Origin of the sequence: Pseudomonas sp. Z5-35 (assembly GCF_051131945.1) — a bacterium.
In the GTDB taxonomy this organism is placed as follows: domain Bacteria; phylum Pseudomonadota; class Gammaproteobacteria; order Pseudomonadales; family Pseudomonadaceae; genus Aquipseudomonas; species Aquipseudomonas marvdashtae.
The window spans coordinates 2,257,268-2,276,767 of sequence record NZ_CP071640.1 but is presented as its reverse complement, the minus strand read 5'-3'; the positions used below and the strand labels follow the sequence as shown (position 1 = coordinate 2,276,767).

16 protein-coding genes and 2 pseudogenes are annotated in these 19,500 nt (G+C 62.2%); 7 read left to right on the top strand and 11 right to left on the bottom strand.

Annotated features, from left to right (window positions below; genetic code table 11):
- The first annotated feature begins 16 nt into the window (after positions 1–16).
- The gene (locus J3P95_RS10740; RefSeq protein WP_434577380.1) at positions 17–1,597 is read left to right on the top strand and encodes an ABC transporter ATP-binding protein; all 1,581 of its coding nucleotides are present in this window, start codon (positions 17–19) and stop codon (positions 1,595–1,597) included.
- Positions 1,598–1,602: 5 nt separating this feature from the next.
- Here J3P95_RS10740 and J3P95_RS10735 read toward each other — a convergent pair.
- The 3 genes and pseudogenes from J3P95_RS10735 to J3P95_RS10725 all read right to left on the bottom strand — a co-directional run.
- Positions 1,603–2,052: pseudogene (locus tag J3P95_RS10735) on the bottom strand (methyl-accepting chemotaxis protein); the annotation flags it as partial.
- Positions 2,053–2,157: 105 nt separating this feature from the next.
- Positions 2,158–2,937: pseudogene (locus J3P95_RS10730) on the bottom strand (PAS domain-containing protein); the annotation flags it as partial.
- A gap of 137 nt (positions 2,938–3,074) precedes the next feature.
- Entirely contained in the window at positions 3,075–3,290 is a 216-nt protein-coding gene (locus J3P95_RS10725) for a TIGR02450 family Trp-rich protein (RefSeq protein ID WP_434562815.1), read from the bottom strand.
- A gap of 168 nt (positions 3,291–3,458) precedes the next feature.
- On the opposite strand from J3P95_RS10725, the gene J3P95_RS10720 reads away from it, so the two are divergent.
- The 4 genes from J3P95_RS10720 to J3P95_RS10705 all read left to right on the top strand — a co-directional run bounded on the left by J3P95_RS10720 (position 3,459) and on the right by J3P95_RS10705 (position 9,476).
- On the top strand, positions 3,459–4,874 hold the full coding sequence (locus tag J3P95_RS10720; RefSeq protein ID WP_434562813.1) for a sigma-54 interaction domain-containing protein: 1,416 nt from the start codon (positions 3,459–3,461) through the stop codon (positions 4,872–4,874).
- 293 nt (positions 4,875–5,167) lie between these two features.
- Positions 5,168–6,559 (top strand): GntP family permease, encoded by a 1,392-nt coding sequence (locus J3P95_RS10715; RefSeq protein ID WP_186609110.1) that lies wholly within the window; start codon positions 5,168–5,170, stop codon positions 6,557–6,559.
- A 7-nt stretch (positions 6,560–6,566) separates the two neighbouring features.
- Positions 6,567–7,343 (top strand): 3-hydroxybutyrate dehydrogenase, encoded by a 777-nt coding sequence (locus J3P95_RS10710; protein ID WP_434562809.1) that lies wholly within the window; start codon positions 6,567–6,569, stop codon positions 7,341–7,343.
- Between the two features lie 177 nt (positions 7,344–7,520).
- Positions 7,521–9,476 (top strand): acetoacetate--CoA ligase, encoded by a 1,956-nt coding sequence (locus tag J3P95_RS10705; protein WP_434562807.1) that lies wholly within the window; start codon positions 7,521–7,523, stop codon positions 9,474–9,476.
- A gap of 25 nt (positions 9,477–9,501) precedes the next feature.
- On the opposite strand, the gene J3P95_RS10700 is transcribed toward J3P95_RS10705, so the two are convergent.
- The gene (locus tag J3P95_RS10700) at positions 9,502–10,617 is read right to left on the bottom strand and encodes a PilT/PilU family type 4a pilus ATPase (protein WP_434562805.1); all 1,116 of its coding nucleotides are present in this window, start codon (positions 10,615–10,617) and stop codon (positions 9,502–9,504) included.
- Positions 10,618–10,749: 132 nt separating this feature from the next.
- On the opposite strand from J3P95_RS10700, the gene J3P95_RS10695 reads away from it, so the two are divergent.
- Positions 10,750–13,287, top strand: coding sequence for a PAS domain-containing protein (locus J3P95_RS10695; protein WP_434562803.1), 2,538 nt, complete (start codon positions 10,750–10,752; stop codon positions 13,285–13,287).
- 48 nt (positions 13,288–13,335) lie between these two features.
- A complete protein-coding gene (locus J3P95_RS10690; protein ID WP_019690952.1) occupies positions 13,336–13,611 on the top strand; it encodes a peptidylprolyl isomerase in 276 nt (91 codons plus the stop codon).
- Between the two features lie 173 nt (positions 13,612–13,784).
- Here the strand turns inward: J3P95_RS10690 and J3P95_RS10685 are convergent, their stop codons facing one another.
- The 7 genes from J3P95_RS10685 to J3P95_RS10655 all read right to left on the bottom strand — a co-directional run bounded on the left by J3P95_RS10685 (position 13,785) and on the right by J3P95_RS10655 (position 19,460).
- Complete coding sequence (locus J3P95_RS10685; protein ID WP_434562801.1) at positions 13,785–14,699, bottom strand: sugar kinase; 915 nt, start codon at positions 14,697–14,699, stop codon at positions 13,785–13,787.
- A gap of 50 nt (positions 14,700–14,749) precedes the next feature.
- Entirely contained in the window at positions 14,750–15,967 is a 1,218-nt protein-coding gene (locus J3P95_RS10680; RefSeq protein ID WP_434562799.1) for an amino acid deaminase, read from the bottom strand.
- A gap of 29 nt (positions 15,968–15,996) precedes the next feature.
- Entirely contained in the window at positions 15,997–16,761 is a 765-nt protein-coding gene (locus J3P95_RS10675; protein WP_434562797.1) for an IclR family transcriptional regulator, read from the bottom strand.
- A 165-nt stretch (positions 16,762–16,926) separates the two neighbouring features.
- Complete coding sequence (locus J3P95_RS10670) at positions 16,927–17,316, bottom strand: RidA family protein (RefSeq protein ID WP_434562795.1); 390 nt, start codon at positions 17,314–17,316, stop codon at positions 16,927–16,929.
- 24 nt (positions 17,317–17,340) lie between these two features.
- On the bottom strand, positions 17,341–18,129 hold the full coding sequence (locus J3P95_RS10665; RefSeq protein WP_434577384.1) for an amino acid ABC transporter ATP-binding protein: 789 nt from the start codon (positions 18,127–18,129) through the stop codon (positions 17,341–17,343).
- Positions 18,126–18,788 carry an amino acid ABC transporter permease gene (locus J3P95_RS10660; protein ID WP_434577386.1) on the bottom strand — a complete coding sequence of 221 codons (663 nt, stop codon included), beginning with the start codon at positions 18,786–18,788 and terminating at the stop codon, positions 18,126–18,128. Before J3P95_RS10660 ends, J3P95_RS10665 begins: the two co-directional genes overlap by 4 nt.
- A gap of 9 nt (positions 18,789–18,797) precedes the next feature.
- Positions 18,798–19,460 (bottom strand): amino acid ABC transporter permease, encoded by a 663-nt coding sequence (locus J3P95_RS10655; RefSeq protein ID WP_186609149.1) that lies wholly within the window; start codon positions 19,458–19,460, stop codon positions 18,798–18,800.
- Between the last annotated feature and the right edge of the window lie 40 nt (positions 19,461–19,500).

Here is a 19,500-nt window from a genome sequence, read left to right as displayed (position 1 = left end):
GAAGCGGAACCTTGATATGAGCGACAACCTGATCGAAATCCGCGACCTGAGCGTGGCCTTCAACGACCAGACGGTAGTACGAAACCTGTGCCTGGACATCCGCCCCGGCGAATGCCTGGCCCTGGTGGGCGAGTCAGGCTCGGGCAAATCGGTCACGGCCCATTCGATCCTGCAATTGCTACCCGACACGGGCACGCGCACCACCGGCAGCATTCGCTATCGTGGCCAGGAGCTGGTCGGCGCCGAGGCCAAGACGCTGCGGGAGCTGCGCGGCAACCGGATCGCGATGATTTTCCAGGAGCCGATGACCTCGCTCAATCCACTCCACAGCGTTGAAAAACAGGTCGGCGAAACCCTGATGTTGCACCGGGGCCTGGGTGGCAAGGCCGCACGCCAGCGCATCCTCGAATTGCTCGCCCTCGTCGGTATCCAGAAACCCGCCGAACGGCTAAAGGCCTACCCCCATCAGTTATCCGGAGGCCAGCGCCAACGCGTGATGATCGCAATGGCCCTGGCCTGCGAGCCGGAACTGCTGATTGCCGACGAACCGACCACTGCGCTGGACGTGACGGTACAACGCAAGATTCTGCTGCTGCTCAAATCGTTGCAGCAACGGCTCGGCATGTCCTTGTTACTGATCAGCCACGACCTCAACCTGGTGCGCAGCATCGCCCAGCGCGTATGTGTGATGAAAGCCGGGGAAATCGTCGAGCAAGCGCCTTGCGAAACCCTTTTCTGCGCACCCAGGCATCCTTACAGCTGCGAGCTACTGAACGCTGAACCGGAAGGCGAAGCCCTGCCCCGGGACGAACGCGAAGAGGTTCTGCAGGTGGAGGATCTGCGGGTCAGCTTCCCGCTCGGCGGCGGGCTGCTGCGGCGCAAGGAATATTTACGCGCGGTGGACGGCATCAGCCTGAGCATCCAGCGTGGAAAGACCTTGGGTATCGTCGGCGAATCCGGTTCCGGCAAGTCCACCCTCGGCCAGGCGATCCTGCGATTGATCGAATCCGAAGGCAGCATTCGCTTCCAGGGCCAGGCCTTGGAGCATCTGTCGCAAAAAGAACTGCGGCCGTGGCGCAAGCAGATGCAGGTGGTGTTCCAGGACCCGTTCGGCAGTCTCAGCCCGCGCATGTCGGTGCAACAGATCATCAGCGAAGGACTTGAAGTACACAGCCGCTCCAGCGCCGAGCAGTGCGAAGCCAGCGTCATCCAGGCTCTCAAGGAAGTCGGCCTCGACCCGCAGAGCCGCCACCGCTATCCCCATGAGTTTTCCGGCGGCCAGCGCCAGCGCATCGCCATTGCCCGCGCATTGGTGCTCAAGCCGGCGCTGATGCTGCTGGACGAACCAACCTCGGCCCTGGACCGTACCGTGCAGAAACAAGTGGTCGCCCTGCTCCGCCAGCTCCAGGAAAAACACGGCCTGACGTACCTGTTCATCAGCCACGACCTGGCGGTGGTGCGCGCCCTGGCCCACGACATGATCGTGATCAAGGATGGCAAGGTGGTCGAGCAAGGCGCCAGCCACGATGTGTTCGACTCGCCACAACATCCCTACACCAAGGAGTTATTGGCGGCGGCGCATCCGGGGCAGGCCTGACTCGATCAGGCCTCGCCGCGCTGGTCCATGGCGTGGGCAAACTCGCCAATCACCTCGACCACCTGCTGCGCACCGCGATGGATATCGAGGATGACTGTGCCCGCCTGATTCGCCAGCTTCACGCCCTGCTCTGCCTTGAGCGTACTGGACTGCATGCTGGTCACCGCCTGCTTGGCCAACTCGCGGTTCTTGCCGACAACTTCAGAGATGGCCACGGTGGCCTGGCTGGTGCGGCGGGCAAGGTTGCGCACTTCATCGGCCACCACCGCGAAACCGCGCCCCTGTTCGCCGGCGCGGGCCGCTTCGATTGCCGCATTGAGCGCGAGCAGGTTGGTCTGCTCGGCGATCCCGCGGATGGCATCGACGATGCTGCCGATTTCCTCGGACTGGGCGCTCAAGGCACCGATGCCTAGGGCGACTTGCTGCAACTCATCGGCAATGCTCTGCACCACCGTTACGGTTTGCTGGACCACCGAGGTGCCCAACTGCGTGTGTTCATCGGTCTTGCGGGACGTTTCGAAGGCCAGTCGCGCCGCTTTTGATTCGGTCTGGCGCTGCTCGACCTCGCGGGTGTTGTCCGTGGCGAACTTGACCACCCCATATAAACGACCATTGGCATCGTAGAGCGGGTTGTAGGTCGCTTGCAGCCAGACCGTCGCGCCTCGTTTGTCGACGCGCTGGAAAAGCCCGCTCATGTATTGGCCACGGTTCAGCGCGGCCCAAAAGCCACGATAGGCTTCGTCCTGCACTTCGCTGGGTTTGCAAAACAGGCGGTGATGCTGGCCGAGTACTTCTTCCTGGCGAAACCCCATGACCTTGAGGAAATTTTCGTTGGCCCGCACCACGGTGCCGCTCAGGTCAAACTCGATGACCGCCATTGAGCGGTCTATCGCCTGCATGAAACTGGATTCGGTTTGCGCACGGAGCACACGGTCATTGACGTCGCGCACAACCTGAATAATGCGCTGAACGCCTGCGTCGTCATCGCGCACGGGGGCGTAGCTGGCTTCTACCCACAGCCCGCCGCCATCGCGACGCAGGTGTAAAAACCGAGCTTCGGCGGACTCGCCCTGTACTAACCGTTGCCACAACGCCGCGCTTTCTCGACTCCGTCCATAGGCGGGTTCGCAGAGCATCGAGTGATGCTTGCCCAGGACCTCGTCGAGAGAATAGCCGGTCATTTTCAGAAAAAGCGGGCTGGCGTCGAGCACTTCCCCCTTTGCCGTGAACTCGACGATCGCCATCGAGCCATGAAGCGCCGCCCGCTCCGCTTCAAGCGTTGCCTGCCTGGCCTGGATTTCGTGCAAGGCGTCCTTATGCTTGCGTGAACGAATGAACATGGATACAGCTCCCGGAGGCGTTGAATGCGTGGCAGTGGCGTCTGAAAGCCTTGCCCTTGGCTGGATATTATTAAGCCATCACTCAACAAAACTTGTACAGTTTTTTATTTCTGTACAAGCAACCCCTCAATCGGTAATCAGCTCCAGCCCATTTTCCAACGCTTGCTGTCACACAGTTCGCGCCAATCCATCAGTTCCACGCGCGCGCTGTGAACGGCCTGCAGCTCAACCTGAGTCGGCGCACCCTGCTCATCGCAAAGCAGCTGGATCACGAGAAAATGCTTCTCGCGATTGACCGGCGCGCAAGCCGTCCACTTGGAAAGCTTGAGCTTTTTGGGGTTGAATTTATTCATGGGCCGTTCCAAAACCAATTCATGTACAAGATAAGCCAACTGTACAATTTTATTGGACGCTCAACCACGACGAATCAGAAGAGAGGTTGATCCGCCTTTGTGCCCCGGCATAATGCCGCCGGAAGACCGATTCCGTACCGCAAGCTTCTCCTTCCTGGGAAATGGCCGATGAACCCCACCGAAAGCCTCAAGGATTACAAGCGCGTGCGCACGCTGGCGATCCGCTCGTTGTTCGAGATCATCGAACAGTCCAGCGAAGGCACGGTGATTGTCGACCGCGACGCGAATATCGTCTGGATGAACGAACGCTACGCCCGTCGCTTCGGCTTGAATTCGGCGGCCGAGGCGATCGGTCGTGCCTGCGAAAGTGTGATTCCTTCAAGCTTGCTGCGTGAGGTGGTGCGTACCGGACGGCCGATCCTGCTGGACATGCAGGATACGCCCAAGGAGCCGCTGGTGGTGATGCGCCTACCGATTCACGACAACGCCGGCGCGGTGATCGGTGCCATCGGTTTTGCCCTGTTCGACGAGCTGCACAGCCTGTCGCCGATGCTCAAGCGCTACCTGAGCATGCAGGAAGAACTGGCCTCCACGCGCTCACTGTTGCGGGCACGCCAGACCAAGTACAACTTCGCCCATTTCATCGGCACCAGCGCGGCCAGCCTCGAGGTCAAGCGCCGCGCCCGACGCAGCGCCAGCACTGACTCGCCGGTGCTGCTGCTGGGCGAAACCGGCACGGGTAAAGAGCTGCTGGCCCAGGCGATCCACGGCGCTTCGCCGCGGGCGCACAAGGCGTTCGTCAGTATCAACAGCGCGGCTATCCCGGAGTCGCTGCTCGAAGCCGAATTCTTCGGCACCGCCCCAGGGGCATTCACCGGCGCCGACCGCAAGGGCCGCGCCGGCAAACTGCAAATTGCCCAGGGCGGCACTTTGTTTCTCGACGAAATCGGCGACATGCCGTTGCCGCTGCAAAGCAAACTGCTGCGCGTGCTGCAGGAAAAGGAATACGAACCGGTAGGCTCCAACGAGGTGCTGCAAAGCGATGTCCGGATCATCGCCGCGACATCCACTGACCTTGAGGCGGCAATCAAGCGCGGTGAGTTCCGCGCGGACTTGTATTACCGCCTCAATGTGTTGCCTATCCAAGTGCCGCCGCTGCGCGCACGCCTGGATGACCTGCCGGCCCTGAGCGAAGCGATCCTCGAAGAACTGCGCAGCCAGCACGAACTGAACCACGACGCCCTCGACCTCCTGGGCCAGCACGCCTGGCCGGGCAACATTCGAGAACTGCGCAATGTGCTGGAGCGGGCCGCGCTGCTCAGCGATGACCTGATACTCACTGCCGACGACATTCGCGCCGCCATCGGCACCTTCACGCCAGTGGTGCGCACCGCCAACCCGAGCTTGGAACCATTGCCGCAGGAGACCTTCAGCCAGGCCCGGGCGCGATTCGACCGGCACCTGATCGAAACCACGCTCGCGCAATGCGGTGGCCGGGTTGTCGAGGCGGCCGAGCGCCTGGGGCTGGGAAGGTCGACCTTGTACAAGAAAATGCTGGCGCTGGGGATTGCAGAGTCTCAATAAGGAGACTTTGTATCTCTAAAACAGGACAACCTGGCGAAGCGCTTCGCTGGCGGACTCACTCCCGGAATTATCTAGACGCACGAGCCGAAGATCGTCTCGCCTGAAAGCAAGCCTGCTCGGGAAGTAGCCAACCTCTTCCCTATAAATCTCCAAATAGAGACAAACTATTTGGACTCTTCCATTCCTGACAAATAATTTTTATATATTTCAAATGCTTAGCGATCTGGCACAGATATCGCTATAGCTCGCTCCACAGCATCACCCCACAAAAATAACAATCCAGGAGACACACCATGAGTGTGATCATTGCCTTGGCAGCCCTCACGCTGCTGATGGTTGCCGCCTACCGTGGCTACAGCGTCATCCTCTTTGCCCCGATCGCCGCCCTCGGCGCCGTCCTGCTCACCGATCCATCCGCCGTTGCCCCTGCGTTCACCGGGGTGTTCATGGAGAAAATGGTCGGCTTCATCAAGTTGTATTTCCCGGTGTTCCTGCTTGGCGCCGTGTTTGGCAAGCTGATCGAGCTGTCGGGTTTCTCCCGTTCCATCGTCGCGGCGGCGATTCGCCTGCTGGGGACGCGCCAGGCCATGCTGGTGATCGTGCTGGTCTGCGCGCTGCTGACCTATGGCGGTGTGTCGCTGTTCGTCGTGGTGTTCGCGGTGTACCCATTCGCCGCCGAGATGTTCCGCCAGAGCAATATCCCCAAGCGGTTGATCCCGGCCACCATCGCCCTCGGTGCGTTCTCGTTCACCATGGACGCCCTGCCCGGCACGCCGCAAATCCAGAACATCATCCCCAGCACGTTCTTCAACACCACCGCGTGGGCCGCGCCTTGGCTGGGAGTGATCGGCACGATCTTCGTCTTCAGCTTCGGCATGCTGTTTTTGCAACGCCAGCGCAACAAGGCCCAGCGCGTGGGCGAAGGCTACGGCACCGAGCTGCGCAATGAGCCGGAGACCGCCGAAGACATCAAGCTGCCCAACCCGTGGCTCGCCGTTTCGCCGCTGCTGGCGGTGGGGATCATGAACCTGCTGTTCACCCAGTGGATCCCGCAGTGGTACGGCAAATCCCATAGCCTGGCACTGCCGGGCATGGCGACGCCGGTGACCAGCGACATCGCCAAACTCACCGCCATCTGGGCGGTCCAGGCGGCGCTGCTGGTGGGCATCGTCCTGGTGCTGCTGTTCGGCTTCCGGGCCATTCGCAGCAAGCTGGCCGAAGGCAGCAAGAGTGCGGTCGGCGGTGCGTTGCTCGCGGCCATGAACACCGCGTCGGAATACGGTTTCGGCGCGGTGATTGCATCCTTGCCGGGCTTCCTGGTGTTGGCCGACTGGCTGAAGAACATCCCCAACCCACTGGTCAACGAAGCCGTGACCGTGACGCTGCTGGCGGGTATCACCGGCTCCGCGTCGGGCGGCATGAGCATCGCCTTGGCAGCCATGTCGGAAACCTTCATCAGCGCCGCCAATGCCGCCAACATTCCGCTTGAAGTGCTGCACCGCGTGGCTGCCATGGCCAGCGGCGGCATGGACACCCTGCCGCACAACGGCGCGGTGATCACCTTGCTGGCGGTGACCGGCCTGACCCACCGTGAGGCTTACAAAGATATTTTCTGTATTACGCTGATCAAGACCCTCGCGGTGTTCTTCGTGATCGGTGTGTTCTACGCCACTGGCATTGTGTGAGGTTCCCATGACAACCGCTCTTTCGGGCAAGACTGCCCTGGTCACCGGTTCTACCAGCGGCATCGGCCTGGGCGTCGCCCTCAGCTTGGCCAAGGCCGGCGCCAACCTGATCCTCAACGGCTTTGGCGATGCCTCGGCGGTGATCGCCGAGGTGAAACAGTTCGGCGGCCAGGTCGGTCATCATCCGGCCGACGTCAGCGACCCGGCGCAGATTGCCGACATGCTTGCCTACGCCGAACGCGAGTTCGGCGGCGTGGACATCCTGGTGAACAACGCCGGGATCCAGCACGTGGCCGCCGTGGAAGATTTCCCGGTGGAACGCTGGGATTCGATCATCGCCATCAACCTGTCCTCGGTGTTCCACGCCACCCGCCTGAGCCTGCCGGGCATGCGGGCCAAGGGCTGGGGGCGGATCGTCAATATCGCCTCGGTGCACGGCCAGGTGGGCTCGGTGGGCAAGGCGGCCTACGTCGCCGCCAAGCATGGGGTGATCGGCCTGACCAAAGTGGTTGGTTTGGAAACCGCCACCAGCAACGTTACGTGCAACGCGATCTGCCCGGGCTGGGTGCTGACGCCGCTGGTGCAGAAGCAGATCGACGATCGCATCGCCACCGGCGTCAACCCACAGCAGGCCCAGCATGACCTGCTGGCCGAGAAGCAACCGTCCCTGGCGTTCGTCACCCCGCCGCAACTGGGCGAGCTGGTGCTGTTCCTGTGCAGCGAAGCCGGCAGCCAGGTGCGGGGCGCGGCGTGGAATATCGATGGTGGGTGGTTGGCGCAGTAACCCCGCTGCACCGAGCTTTTGTGGCAAGGGAGCTTGCTCCCGCTGGCCCGGTCCGACGCTTCGGGCGAAGCGGGCCCAAGAGGCGTCTGCTACGCAGCCGAGCGGGAGCAAGCTCCCTCGCCACATCCAGCGCCTTGTGCTGAACTATTTGTAAGCCCCAAAAACAAGAGGCACACCATGTCCGACATCCTTTGGCAACCCGGCCCCGAACGCATCGCCCAGTCGCGCATGAACGCCTTTTGCCAGTTCATCAACCAACGGCACGCTCTGCAACTGAGCGCCTACCCGGCCCTGCACGCCTGGAGCATCGACCAGCGCGAAGCCTTCTGGCAGGCCGTCGTCGACTTCTTCGACATCCGCTTTCACCAGCCACCCACCGAGGTGCTGGTGGAAGGCCCGCAAATGCCCGGCGCCCGTTGGTTTCCGGGGGCGACGTTGAATTTCGCCGAACACTTGCTGCGCCGTCGCGATAACGCCGTGGCGGTGGTTGCCCTGGATGAGAACGGCGATGAAGAACGACTGACCTGGGCCGAACTCGCCGGCCACGTGGCTGGCTTGCAAAAAAGCTTGCAGGCCGCCGGCGTGACCCAAGGCGACCGGGTCGCCGCTTGCATGCCCAACACCTGGCAGACGCTGGTGAGCATGCTCGCCACCACCAGCCTGGGAGCGATCTGGTCGTGCTCATCACCGGATTTCGGCACCCAGGGCGTCGTCGACCGGTTCGGCCAGATCGAGCCCAAGATGCTGATCACCTGCGCCGGTTATCGCTATGCCGGCAAGCTCATCGACCAACGACCGAAGGTCAACGAAATCCTTGAGCGATTGCCGTCCTTGCAGCAATTGATCGTACTGCCTTATGCCCGGCCCGATGCATGCGCCGAGGATTTCAAGACCCAGGCTAACGTGGCGCTGTGGGACGCTTTTTACGAGCCCGGCGGCGAGCCGGAATTCGCCAGTGTGCCGTTCGATCATCCGCTGTACATCCTCTATTCCAGCGGCACCACTGGCGTGCCGAAGTGCATCGTTCACAGCACCGGTGGCGTGCTGCTGCAACACGTCAAGGAACATGGCTTGCACGTCGATCTTGGCCCTGAGGATCGGTTGTTCTACTACACCACGTGCGGCTGGATGATGTGGAACTGGCTGGTGTCGGCCCTGGCCGTGGGCAGCGCGGTGGTGCTCTATGACGGTTCGCCGTTCCACCCCGGCCCCGAACGCCTGCTGGCGCTGATCGACCAACAACGCATCAGCGTGTTCGGCACCAGCCCCAAATACCTGGCGGCCTTGGAAAGCCAAGGTATCAAGCCACGGCTGGCTCATGACCTGAGCAGTCTCCGGACGATCCTGTCCACCGGCTCGGCCCTGGCGCCCCACAGTTACGATTACGTGTACCGCGACTTCAAGGCCGATGTCTGCCTGGCGTCGATGTCGGGCGGCACCGACATCGTGTCGTGTTTCGTCAACGGCAATCCGCTGTCAGCCGTGCGCCGGGGCGAGATGCAGGGCAAGAGCCTGGGCATGGCGGTGCAGGTCTGGAACGAGGCCGGCGAAGCGGTGATCGGCGAAAAAGGCGAACTGGTCTGCACCCGGCATTTTCCGGCCATGCCCATCGGGCTGTGGAATGATCCCCACCAGGAAAAGCTTCGCGCCTCCTATTTCAGCCAGTTTCCGGGCGTGTGGTCCCAGGGCGATTACGCCGAAGAACTGCCCCACGGCGGTTTCCTGATCCACGGGCGTTCCGACGCGGTGCTCAACCCCGGCGGCGTGCGCATTGGCACGGCGGAGATCTACCGGCAAGTGGAAAAAGTCGACGCGGTGTTGGACAGCGTCGCCATCGGCCAGCAATGGCAAGGCGATGTGCGAGTGGTGCTGTTCGTGCGCCTGCGCGATGACGTGACGCTGGATGATGCCTTGGAGCAGAAGATTCGCCAGGTCATCCGAGCCAACACCACGCCACGGCATGTGCCGGCGAAGATCCTCGCGGTCAGCGACATTCCGCGAACCATCAGCGGCAAGGTGGTGGAGTTGGCGGTGCGCAACGTGGTGCATGGCGAGGCGGTGAAGAATACCGACGCACTGGCCAATCCCGAAGCGTTGGAGCAGTTTGGCGGGCGACCGGAGCTTGCGACCTGAGGCCAGGAGCGCGGCGTCCGGCCAATCAATCCATCAGTCCCCACTCCCCCGCCGGCGGATCGGCCGGTGGCGTCGCGCCCGACTCGGCATGCAGCTTCAAGCGCAAACGCAAGTTGTTCGCCGAGTCGGCATTTTTCAGTGCTTGCTCCTCATCAATCGCGCCCTCAACCACCAAGTTGAACAGCGCTTGATCAAAGCTCTGCATCCCCAGCTCCTCTGACTTTTCCATGATCCCCTTGAGTTCGCCAAACTCGTTGCGGCGAATCAGGTCGGCCACCGTCGGCGAACCCAGCATGACCTCCACCGCCGCCCGGCGCTGGCCGGTGCGTGTGCGGACCAGGCGCTGGGAGACGAACGCCTTGAGGTTGTTGCCCAGGTCGTTCAATAGTTGCGGCCGGCGTTCTTCCGGGAAAAAATTGATCACGCGGTCCAGAGCCTGGTTGGCGTTGTGGGCATGCAGGGTGGAAATCACCAGATGACCGGTATCGGCAAAGGCCAGGGCGTGCTCCATGGTTTCCCGGTCGCGAATTTCGCCGATCAGGACCACATCCGGCGCCTGGCGCAGGGTGTTCTTGAGGGCGGCATGGAAGCTGCGGGTGTCGACCCCGACCTCCCGCTGGTTGATGATCGATTTTTTATGCCGATGGATATATTCCACCGGGTCCTCAATGGTGATGATGTGGCCGCTGCTGTTGCGGTTGCGGTAATCGATCAACGCCGCCAGGGACGTCGACTTGCCTGACCCCGTCGCGCCGACGAACAGCATCAGCCCCTGCTTCTGCATGATTGTGTCCAGCAGCACTTTCGGCAGTTTCAGGTCTTCGAAACGTGGGATATCCAACTTGACGTTGCGTATCACCATGGACACGTCATTGCGTTGCTTGAAGATGTTGACCCGGAACCGCCCGACACCGGACAGGGAAATCGCCAAGTTCATTTCCAGTTCTCGATCGAACTCAAGGCGTTGTTCGGCGTCCATCAATGACTCGGCAAGCCCGGCGATGTCGCCGACCTTGAACGCCTGGTTGCCCAGCGGCTTGAGCACACCTTCAAAACGCGCACAGGGCGGTGCGCCGGTGGACATGTAGAGGTCGGAGCCGTCCTGGCTGGCCAGGATTCGTAATAAAGGATCAATTTCCATGGTCAGAAATACTTCCTCTAACATCATTGGACACGCTGACCCGAGCCGGAAAAACCTCAGATCAACCCGCGCTTACCTCTCCAGAGGATAGTAGAAGCCGCAGCATCGACATGACATCCAGGAATTCCCGTGATGAACGCAATACCCGCCAGCAGCGACATACAGCAGGTGATCGCCCGCCTGGACTGGACTTCCAGCCCGCTGGGCGCCATCGAAACCTGGCCGCAGAGCCTGCGCACCGCCGTGGACATCATGCTCCACTCGCCCATGCCGATGGCCGTGCTGTGGGGCCCGCAGCTGGCCCATCTGTACAACGACGCCTACGCCCGGCTGGTCGGCGACAAACATCCCCGGGCATTCGGCCAGCCCACCTACACGGCCTGGCCCGAACTGCGGGAAATGGCCGAAGGGATTTATCACAGCGTGTTACAGGGCCGCATGCGCACCTGCCGCGACCAACAGTGGCGCATGCCGTTCAGCGGGCGACTATGTGATGTCTGGCTGGACTTGACCTACAGCCCGGTGCATGACGAGAGCGGCAGCGTAGCGGGAATCCTGATCACCGCCATCGAGACCAGCGAACGGCGACGCCTGGCCCAGGAATTCGAGCGGCGCTCCGAGGCCAGCCTCAAGGCCCAGCAGGAAAGCGAAGAACGCTTGCAACTGGCCTTGGCGGCCACCGATGCGCTGGGCACCTGGGATTGGGACATCCGCGAAGACCGCTTCATCGCCGACGCGCATTTCGCCCTGCTCCATGGCGTCGATCCGAATCTGTCGCGCCAATTACCCATCAATGCCTACCTCGAAGGCGTGCATCCCGAAGACCGGGCGATGGTCGCGCGCAGCATCAAGCATTGCATCACCCATGGCACCGAATACGCCGAGGAATACCGCCTGCTGCAGCCTGACGGAGAGCTGCGCTGGGTGTTCGTGCGCGGGCGTTGCTACAAGGATCGGCATGGCCGGCCCAAGCGCTTTCTCGGCGCGGCGCTGGACTTGACCGAACGCAAACGCACCGAACACGCCCTGCGCCAGAGCCAGACCGAACTGCAGTTGATCATCAACGCCATGCCGGTGCTGATCAGCTACGTCGATCGCGAAGAACGCTTCCGGCTCAACAACAGCGCCTACCTGAACTGGTATGGGCTGACCCCGCAGGAGCTGTACGGCAAGACCATTCGCGAAGTCATCGGCGAAGAAGCCTACGCGGCCCGCGCCGAACAGATCGCCGGCGCCCTGGCAGGCAAGCCGTGCAGCTTCACCGTTGAATCGGCCCACCGTGACGGCCGGCCGCGCCATGCCTTGATCAACTACCTGCCCCGCCGTGGCGGTGACGGAGCGGTGAACGGTTTCTACATCTTTGTGATCGACGAGACCGACCGCAAGAAAACCGAGGAAGCCCTGCGCAACCTCAACGAAACGCTGGAAGAACGGGTCATTGCCCGCACCCAGCAATTGGCCGAAGCCAACCATCGCCTGCAAAGCGAAATGTTCGAACGCGAGCGTGCCGAGGAAGCGCTGCGCCATGCGCAGAAAATGGAAGCGGTGGGCCAACTGACAGGCGGCATCGCCCATGACTTCAACAACATGCTCACGGGTATTCTCGGCAGCCTGGACCTGATGCAGCGCTACATCGCCTCCGGCCGTGCTGCCGAGATAGGCCGCTTTACCGAAGCGGCCATTTCCTCGGCCAACCGCGCCGCCGCCCTGACCCATCGCCTGCTGGCCTTCTCCCGGCGCCAGTCGCTGGACCGCAAGCCATTGGATGCCAACGCCCTGGTGCATTCACTCGAAGACTTGCTGAGCCGGACCACGGGCGATCACATTGTCCTGCGGCTGCAAATGGCCGGTGAGCTGTGGCCGGTCAGCACCGATGCCAGCCAACTGGAAAATGCCCTGCTCAACCTGGTGATCAACGCCCGGGACGCGATGCCTGACGGCGGCGAATTGACCATCGAAACCGCCAACGTCTACCTCGACGGCCAAGACATCAACACACTGGAACCGGTGAAAGCTGGCGATTACGTGATGATCGCCGTGCGCGACAACGGTAGCGGCATGACGCCTGCGGTGCTGGCCAAGGCCTTCGATCCGTTCTTTACCACCAAGCCCATCGGCCAGGGCACCGGCCTGGGATTGTCGATGATCTACGGATTTGCCCAGCAATCCGGTGGGCACCTGAGCCTGGACAGCGTGCCAGGCCAAGGCACGCGCGTGCAGCTGTACCTCCCGCGGCTGCACGTTGCGCCGCTCGAGCAAGCTACCGAACCGGCGACCACCGACACACCGGCAGCCAACGCCGGCGAAACCGTGCTGCTGGTGGAAGACGAACCGGCGGTGCGCATGTTGGTGCTCGATCTGCTGCACGCCTTGGGCTATACCGCGCTCGAAGCCGAAGAGGCGAAACAGGCCATTGCGTTGCTGGAGTCCAGGCAGCGCATCGATTTGCTGGTGACCGATGTCGGCTTGCCGGGCATGAATGGCCGGCAGTTGGCGGAAGTTGCCCGCCAGCACAGGCCCGACTTGAAAGTATTGTTCATGACCGGTTACGCGCAGAAAGCCACCGAGCGCCAAGGGTTCCTGGACCAAGGCATGGATATGGTCGCCAAGCCGTTCACCCTGGATCTGCTGGCCACCAAAATTCGGGCGATGATCAACCATGGCAAGTGACTTGAGGCATAATCGCCGCCCTTTTGCACCGCTCAGGTCACCGCTGCAATGAAAGCCCAAGCCCGCCATATCCTGGTGAAAACCGCCGAAGAAGCCGAACAGCTCAAGCAACGCATCGCCAAGGGCGAGGCGTTCGACGTCCTGGCGAAGAAATACTCCACCTGCCCCTCCGGCAAGCGCGGCGGTGACCTGGGTGAAGTACGGCCGGGGCAGATGGTCGGTGCCATCGACGCGGTGATTTTCAAGAAGCCGCTGCGAGTGGTGCACGGGCCGATCAAGAGCAAGTTCGGCTATCACCTGGTGCAGGTTTTTTACCGGGATTGAAGCGATCCTGAGCTGCGAACCAACCCGTTTGATCAGGACTGGTGGACACCCGTGGCGAGGGAGCTTGCTCCCGCTGGCCCGGTCCGACGCTTCGGGCGAAGCAGGCCCCTTCTTAGCGGCTGCTGCGCAGCCGAACGGGAGCAAGCTCCCTCGGCACAGAGAAAGTCCGCTGACTAATTGGGAATCAACGCCCCCGGTACCTGGATCACCCGGCTCGCCAACAGGTGCCCGGCCTCGGCCGCCTCCGCCGGGCTGCCACCCAGCAAGCGACTGGCCAGGTAGGCGGCGCTGAACGAGTCACCCGCCGCCGTCGTGTCCACCACCCGCTCGACCCGCTGGGCAGGCACTTCGTAAGACCGACCGTCACAACGGATCAGACAGGCTTCGGCGCCGCGCTTGAGCACCACTTCCGGCGTGCCCAGTTGCGCATACGCGGCAAACACCGCCTCGCTGTCGACGTAGCCGTACAGCGCCTGTTCGTCATCCACCGTCAACAGCGCCAGCTCGACGTAGGGCAACACGCTGCGATAAGCCGCGCGGGCGGCTTCGACCGAGGGCCAAAGCCTGGCCCGGTAATTATTGTCGAACACCACTTGCGCGCCGCGCCGGCGCGCCTCGAGCAGGGTCTCGATGAGTTTGCGCCGCCCCTGCTCGCCGATGACCGCCAGGGTGATGCCGCTGAAATAAAGCACGTCATAGCCAGGCAATGCCGCCAGGATCGGCGCGGCGGCCGGCGTGGTGAAGCACTCGCGCACCGCCGCCTCGTTGCGCCAGTACAGGAAGCGCCGCTCACCGGCCGCATCGGTCTGGATGCAATACAAGCCCGGCAGGCGCCCCGGCAAGCGCTGGACCATGCCCAGGCCAATACCTTCAACCGCCCAGCCCTGGCACATGGCGTCGCTGAAACTGTCATCGCCCAGGGCGGTGACGTAATCCACCGAACCTTTGTCGCCCAAGGCCCGGGCCAGGTACACCGCGGCGTTCAGCGTGTCACCGCCGAAGCTCTGTTGCAGGCTGCCGTCTGCGCGTTCTTGCAGTTCGATCATGCATTCGCCGATCAGCGCAATGCGAGGTGTTGAAGCTGTCATGGATAAATCCTGGTGTTTCGAGGAGGTCTGGGCACGAATCGGTCTGAACGTTAGAAACAGGTTTCCATGCTCTCGACCACCCGCAATCCCTCATCCACCAGGCACGCCACCCGCCATTTGTCGAACGTCAGGCACGGATGGGAGGTACCGAACGCAATGATGTCGCCAACCCGCAACTCGACGCCCGGCGTCACCGTCATGAAGGCATGCTGATCCATCACCGCCGTCACCTTGCAGCCGCTGATGTCGTCCCCAGCCACCGAATCCGAACCGGGCGTGTAGCGCTTGAGCGGCACCGGCAACCCAGCGTCGTAAGCGACGTCGCGCTTGCCCAGGGCAATCACCGCGAAGCCCGGCTCCGGCAACGATTGCACGTGGGCCCAGACTTCCAGGGCCGGGCGCAGGCCTTCGTGCAGGTCGTTGCGCCGCTCCAGTACGCAGCACTGCGCCTCTTTGTAGATGCCATGATCATGGGCCACGTAACTGCCGGGACGCAGCACGCTGAGGAAACGTCCGTGGGCATTGCGCGCTTCGAACGACTCGGCGATCAGGTCATACCAGGCCGAACCCGAGGCGGTAACGATGGGTTTGTCGATGGCAAACGCGCCGCTGTCCTGCAACTGCATCGCCAGTCCCACCAGGGACGCGGCGAACGCACGGATGCCGCTGACGGCGTGGTCGCCGTGGATCACGCCTTCGTAGCCTTCGATACCGGTCAATGCCAGCGCCGGTTGCGCGCCGATGGCCTCTGCCAGGGCCAGCACCTCGGCCTCGGTCCGGCAACCACAACGACCACCGACCACGCCGTATTCGATCATCACGTTCAAGCGCGCACCGCGAGAGGCGAAATAAGCCCCGAGCTCGGCGACGTTGTCTGGATGATCGACCAGGCAGTGAAATTCGAATGCCGAGTCGGCCAGCAGATCGGCGATCAGCGCCATGTTCGGCCGGCCCACCAACTGATTGGCCATCAACACCCGGCGCACGCCATGGGCGTAGGCGGCACGGGTCTGCACCGCCGTGGCGAGGGTCAGGCCCCAGGCGCCGGCTTCGATCTGGCGACGAAACAGCGCCGGGGTCATGCTGGTCTTGCCGTGGGGCGCCAGCTCGGCGCCGCTGTCGCTGACGAACTTTTGCATCCAGCGAATGTTGTGCTCCAGCGCCTCGCGATGCAGCACCAGGGCCGGCAGACTGACATCGTGCAGCAGATGGGCGCCCAGGAGAGCGGCGCCCTTTTCGACGCCGGCATGATCAATGGCAGAAGACATGTTCGAACTCCTCATACAGCCTCGGCTGTCTATTCGTTGATGCGACGGGCCAGGTTGTTGGCGCTTTCGATCAGCACCCGGCGGTAGTCGGCGTAATTGTTCTTGGCGTCGGCCCTTGGGGCGACGATGCACAGGGTCGCAATCGCCACGCCATTGGGGTCTTTGACCGGGGCGGCGAAGCAATGGGTAAAGGTGTCGGCAACGCTGTCGAAGGAGAAAAATCCATCAATGCCGGCCTGGCGGATTTCCTTGAGGAACTGTTCAAGGGGCAGGCGCTCGCCGTCCGGCAGGATGAAGTCGTCGGGATCGATCAGGTCGACGATCTGCTGGTCGCTCAAATGCGCCAGCAGCAGGCGCCCGGACGCGGTCCAGGGGATCGGCGCGTTCTCGCCGACGTCCGACGAAATGCGAAAATGCCGCTCGCCTTCCTTCATCAGCGCGACGGTGTATTTGCGCCCGTTGAGCAGGCACATCTGCGCCGTTTCCCGGGTCTGGCGGACGATTTCCTGCAGGGCCTGATCGGCCTCGCGGCTCAAATCGAAATGCCGCAGGTGCGCCTGCCCGAGAAAATACAACTGGCGGCCCAGGTAGACGTGACCGTCCTTGCCCACCGGCTCAAGGATGCGCCGCTCCAGCAGCGACGCCACCAGTTCGTAGACCGTGGACTTGGGGCTGCCGATGCCGCTGGCGATGTCGTTCGGGCGCAGCGGCTGGCCGATTTCCTTGAGGAAATCGAGAATATCGAACGCCCGATCCAATCCTCTAGCCCGGCGTTTGATGGTGTCTTCGGTCATGTCTGCGGTTCCTGAAATTTCACCCATAATCGCATGTATCTTTATTGTGGCGAGGGAGCTTGCTCCCGCTCGGCTGCGCAGCAGTCGCAAAAAGATGGGCCTGCTGCGCAGGCCAGCGGGAGCAAGCTCCCTCGCCACAAAAGCGAATTCGCCAGAATATCGTGTTCAGGCCTTTTTCTTGTAGGCGATGCAATCAATCTCGACCTTGCAATCGACCATCATGCTCGCCTGTACACAGGCGCGGGCCGGGGCGTGTTCAGGGCTGAAGTATTCGCCGAAGACCTTGTTGAAACTCCAGAAGTCCCGCGGGTCATCCAGCCATACCCCACAGCGCACCACATCCTCCAGGCCGTAGCCGGCCTCTTCGAGAATGGCCACCAGGTTCTTCATGGTCTGGTGCGTCTGCTCGACGATCCCCCCGGCAACGATCTCGCCGTTCACCGCCGGCACCTGGCCGGACACATGCAGCCAGCCATCGGCCTCCACGGCGCGGGCGAATGGCCGTGGCTGGCCACCGCCTGCGGTGCTGCCAGTGCCGTATCGCGTAATGCTCATGGTTATCTCCTTGTTGAATTGAATTTAAAAACGGGTGTTCTTGAGAAATTCCGCCAGGCGTGGCGATTGGGGGCGTTCGAACAGTTCCTTCGGCGGTCCCTGCTCTTCGATGCGGCCCTGGTTCATGAAGACGATTTTGTCGGACACCTCGAAGGCAAAGCGCATTTCGTGGGTCACCAGCAACATGGTCATGCCGTCTTCGGCCAGCCCCTTGATCACGTTCAGTACTTCGCCAACCAGCTCCGGGTCCAGGGCCGAAGTCACTTCGTCGAACAGCATCAGGCTCGGGTTCATCGCGATGGCCCGGGCAATCGCCACGCGCTGCTGCTGGCCGCCGGACAACTGACCGGGAAAATGATCGCGCCGTTCCAGCAGGCCGACCCGCTGGAGCCATTTTTCAGCCAAGGCCACCGCTTCATCCTTGGGCAGTTTTTTCACCTTGAGCAGTCCCAGCGTGACGTTCTGCAGCGCGGTCAAATGGGGGAACAGGTTGAATTGCTGGAAGGCCATGCCGGTCATCGCCCGATGTCGGGCGATGATTTTTTCGGGATGGCGGATACGCTTGCCGGCCACCTCGTCATAACCGATGGACTCGCCGTCGAGCACGATCTGGCCGCCCTGGAATTCTTCCAGCATGTTCACGCAGCGCAACAGCGTGGTCTTGCCCGAACCACTGGAACCGATGAGCGTGACCACGTTGCCGCGCTGCATGCTCAGGTCCACGCCCTTGAGCACTTCCAGCGGGCCGTACTGTTTGCGCAGGCCGCGAATGTCCAGCAGCGGTCGGGCGTTTGAGAGGGATACGTTAGTCATGGCAAGGCCACCCGCTTTTCAATGTGCCGCCCGAGCAATTCGATGGCGTAGTTGATGATGAAAAAGAGAAACCCGGCGAACAGGTAGAACTCCAGAGTCATGAAGGTCCGGGCGATGATCTGCTGGGTGCTAAGCAGCAATTCGGCGACGCCGATCACCGACAACAGGGTCGAGGCCTTGACGATCTCGGTGGAGGAATTGACCCAGGTCGGCAGGATCTGTCGCAACGCCTGGGGCAACAGCACGTAAGCCAGCGCCTGGTAGAACGTCAGACCGATGGCCTGGCTCGCTTCCATCTGCCCACGGGGCAAGGCCTGCAAGGCACCGCGCACGATCTCGGCGACATGCGAACCACAAAATAGCGTCAAGCCCAGGACACCGGCCTGGAACGCGCCGATCTGCCAGCCCAGCGCCGGGGCCATGTAGAAGCAGGCCAGCACCAACACGAACACCGGCGTGCCGCGAATCAGGTCGACGTAGAAACGAAACGGCGCGCGCGTCCAGGCCCGCCCGTAGGTCAGCGCCAGCCCGGCGACGACGCCGATCAAGGTACCCAACACAATCGCCAGCAGCGAACACTGCACACTGGTCAGGAAACCGGCGAGCAAGGTGTCCCGGGCGACCCACAACTCATGCAACCAACTGGGGGATTCGTACATGGAACACTCCTAACGGCGGATCGCCAGGCGCTGCTCGAAATACCGCAGCAGCATGGCGATGAGGTAACAGGCCGCGACATACAGGGCCGTGGTCACCAGCCAAGTTTCAATCACCCGGTAGCTCTCCACGTTGATCTTGCGGGCGTAATAGGTCAGCTCCGGCACGGCAATCGCCGCCGCCAGGGACGTGTCCTTGAACAGCGAAATGAAGTTGTTCGACAGCGCCGGCAGCACATTGCGCAACATCACCGGCACGGTGACGTAGGCCTTCACCTGCCACTCGCCCAGGCCGATCGCCAACCCCGCCTCACGCTGTCCCTTGTGGATGCTCACCAGCCCGCCGCGGAACACTTCGGTCAGGTAGGCCCCGGCGTATAACGAAAGCGTGATGACAAACGATGGCAGCTTGTCCAGGCGAATGCCCAGGCTTGGCAAGGCGAAATAGATCAGCAGGATCAACACCAGGATCGGCGTATTGCGGATCACCGTGACGTACACCGAGGCCAGCACTCGCAGCAGGCGATGCTTGCTCAGCAATGCAAACGCCAGCAGCAGGCCGATCACACAACCGATGGCGATCGACACCAGCGCCAGGGAAAGGCCCAGGCCCAGCCCCGCCAGCAAGGTGTCGAAATCGCGCCAGACGGCGGCAAAGTTCAACTGATAATTCATGGTCGGCAATACCTTAGTCGGAGCGCCTTGATGTGGCGCT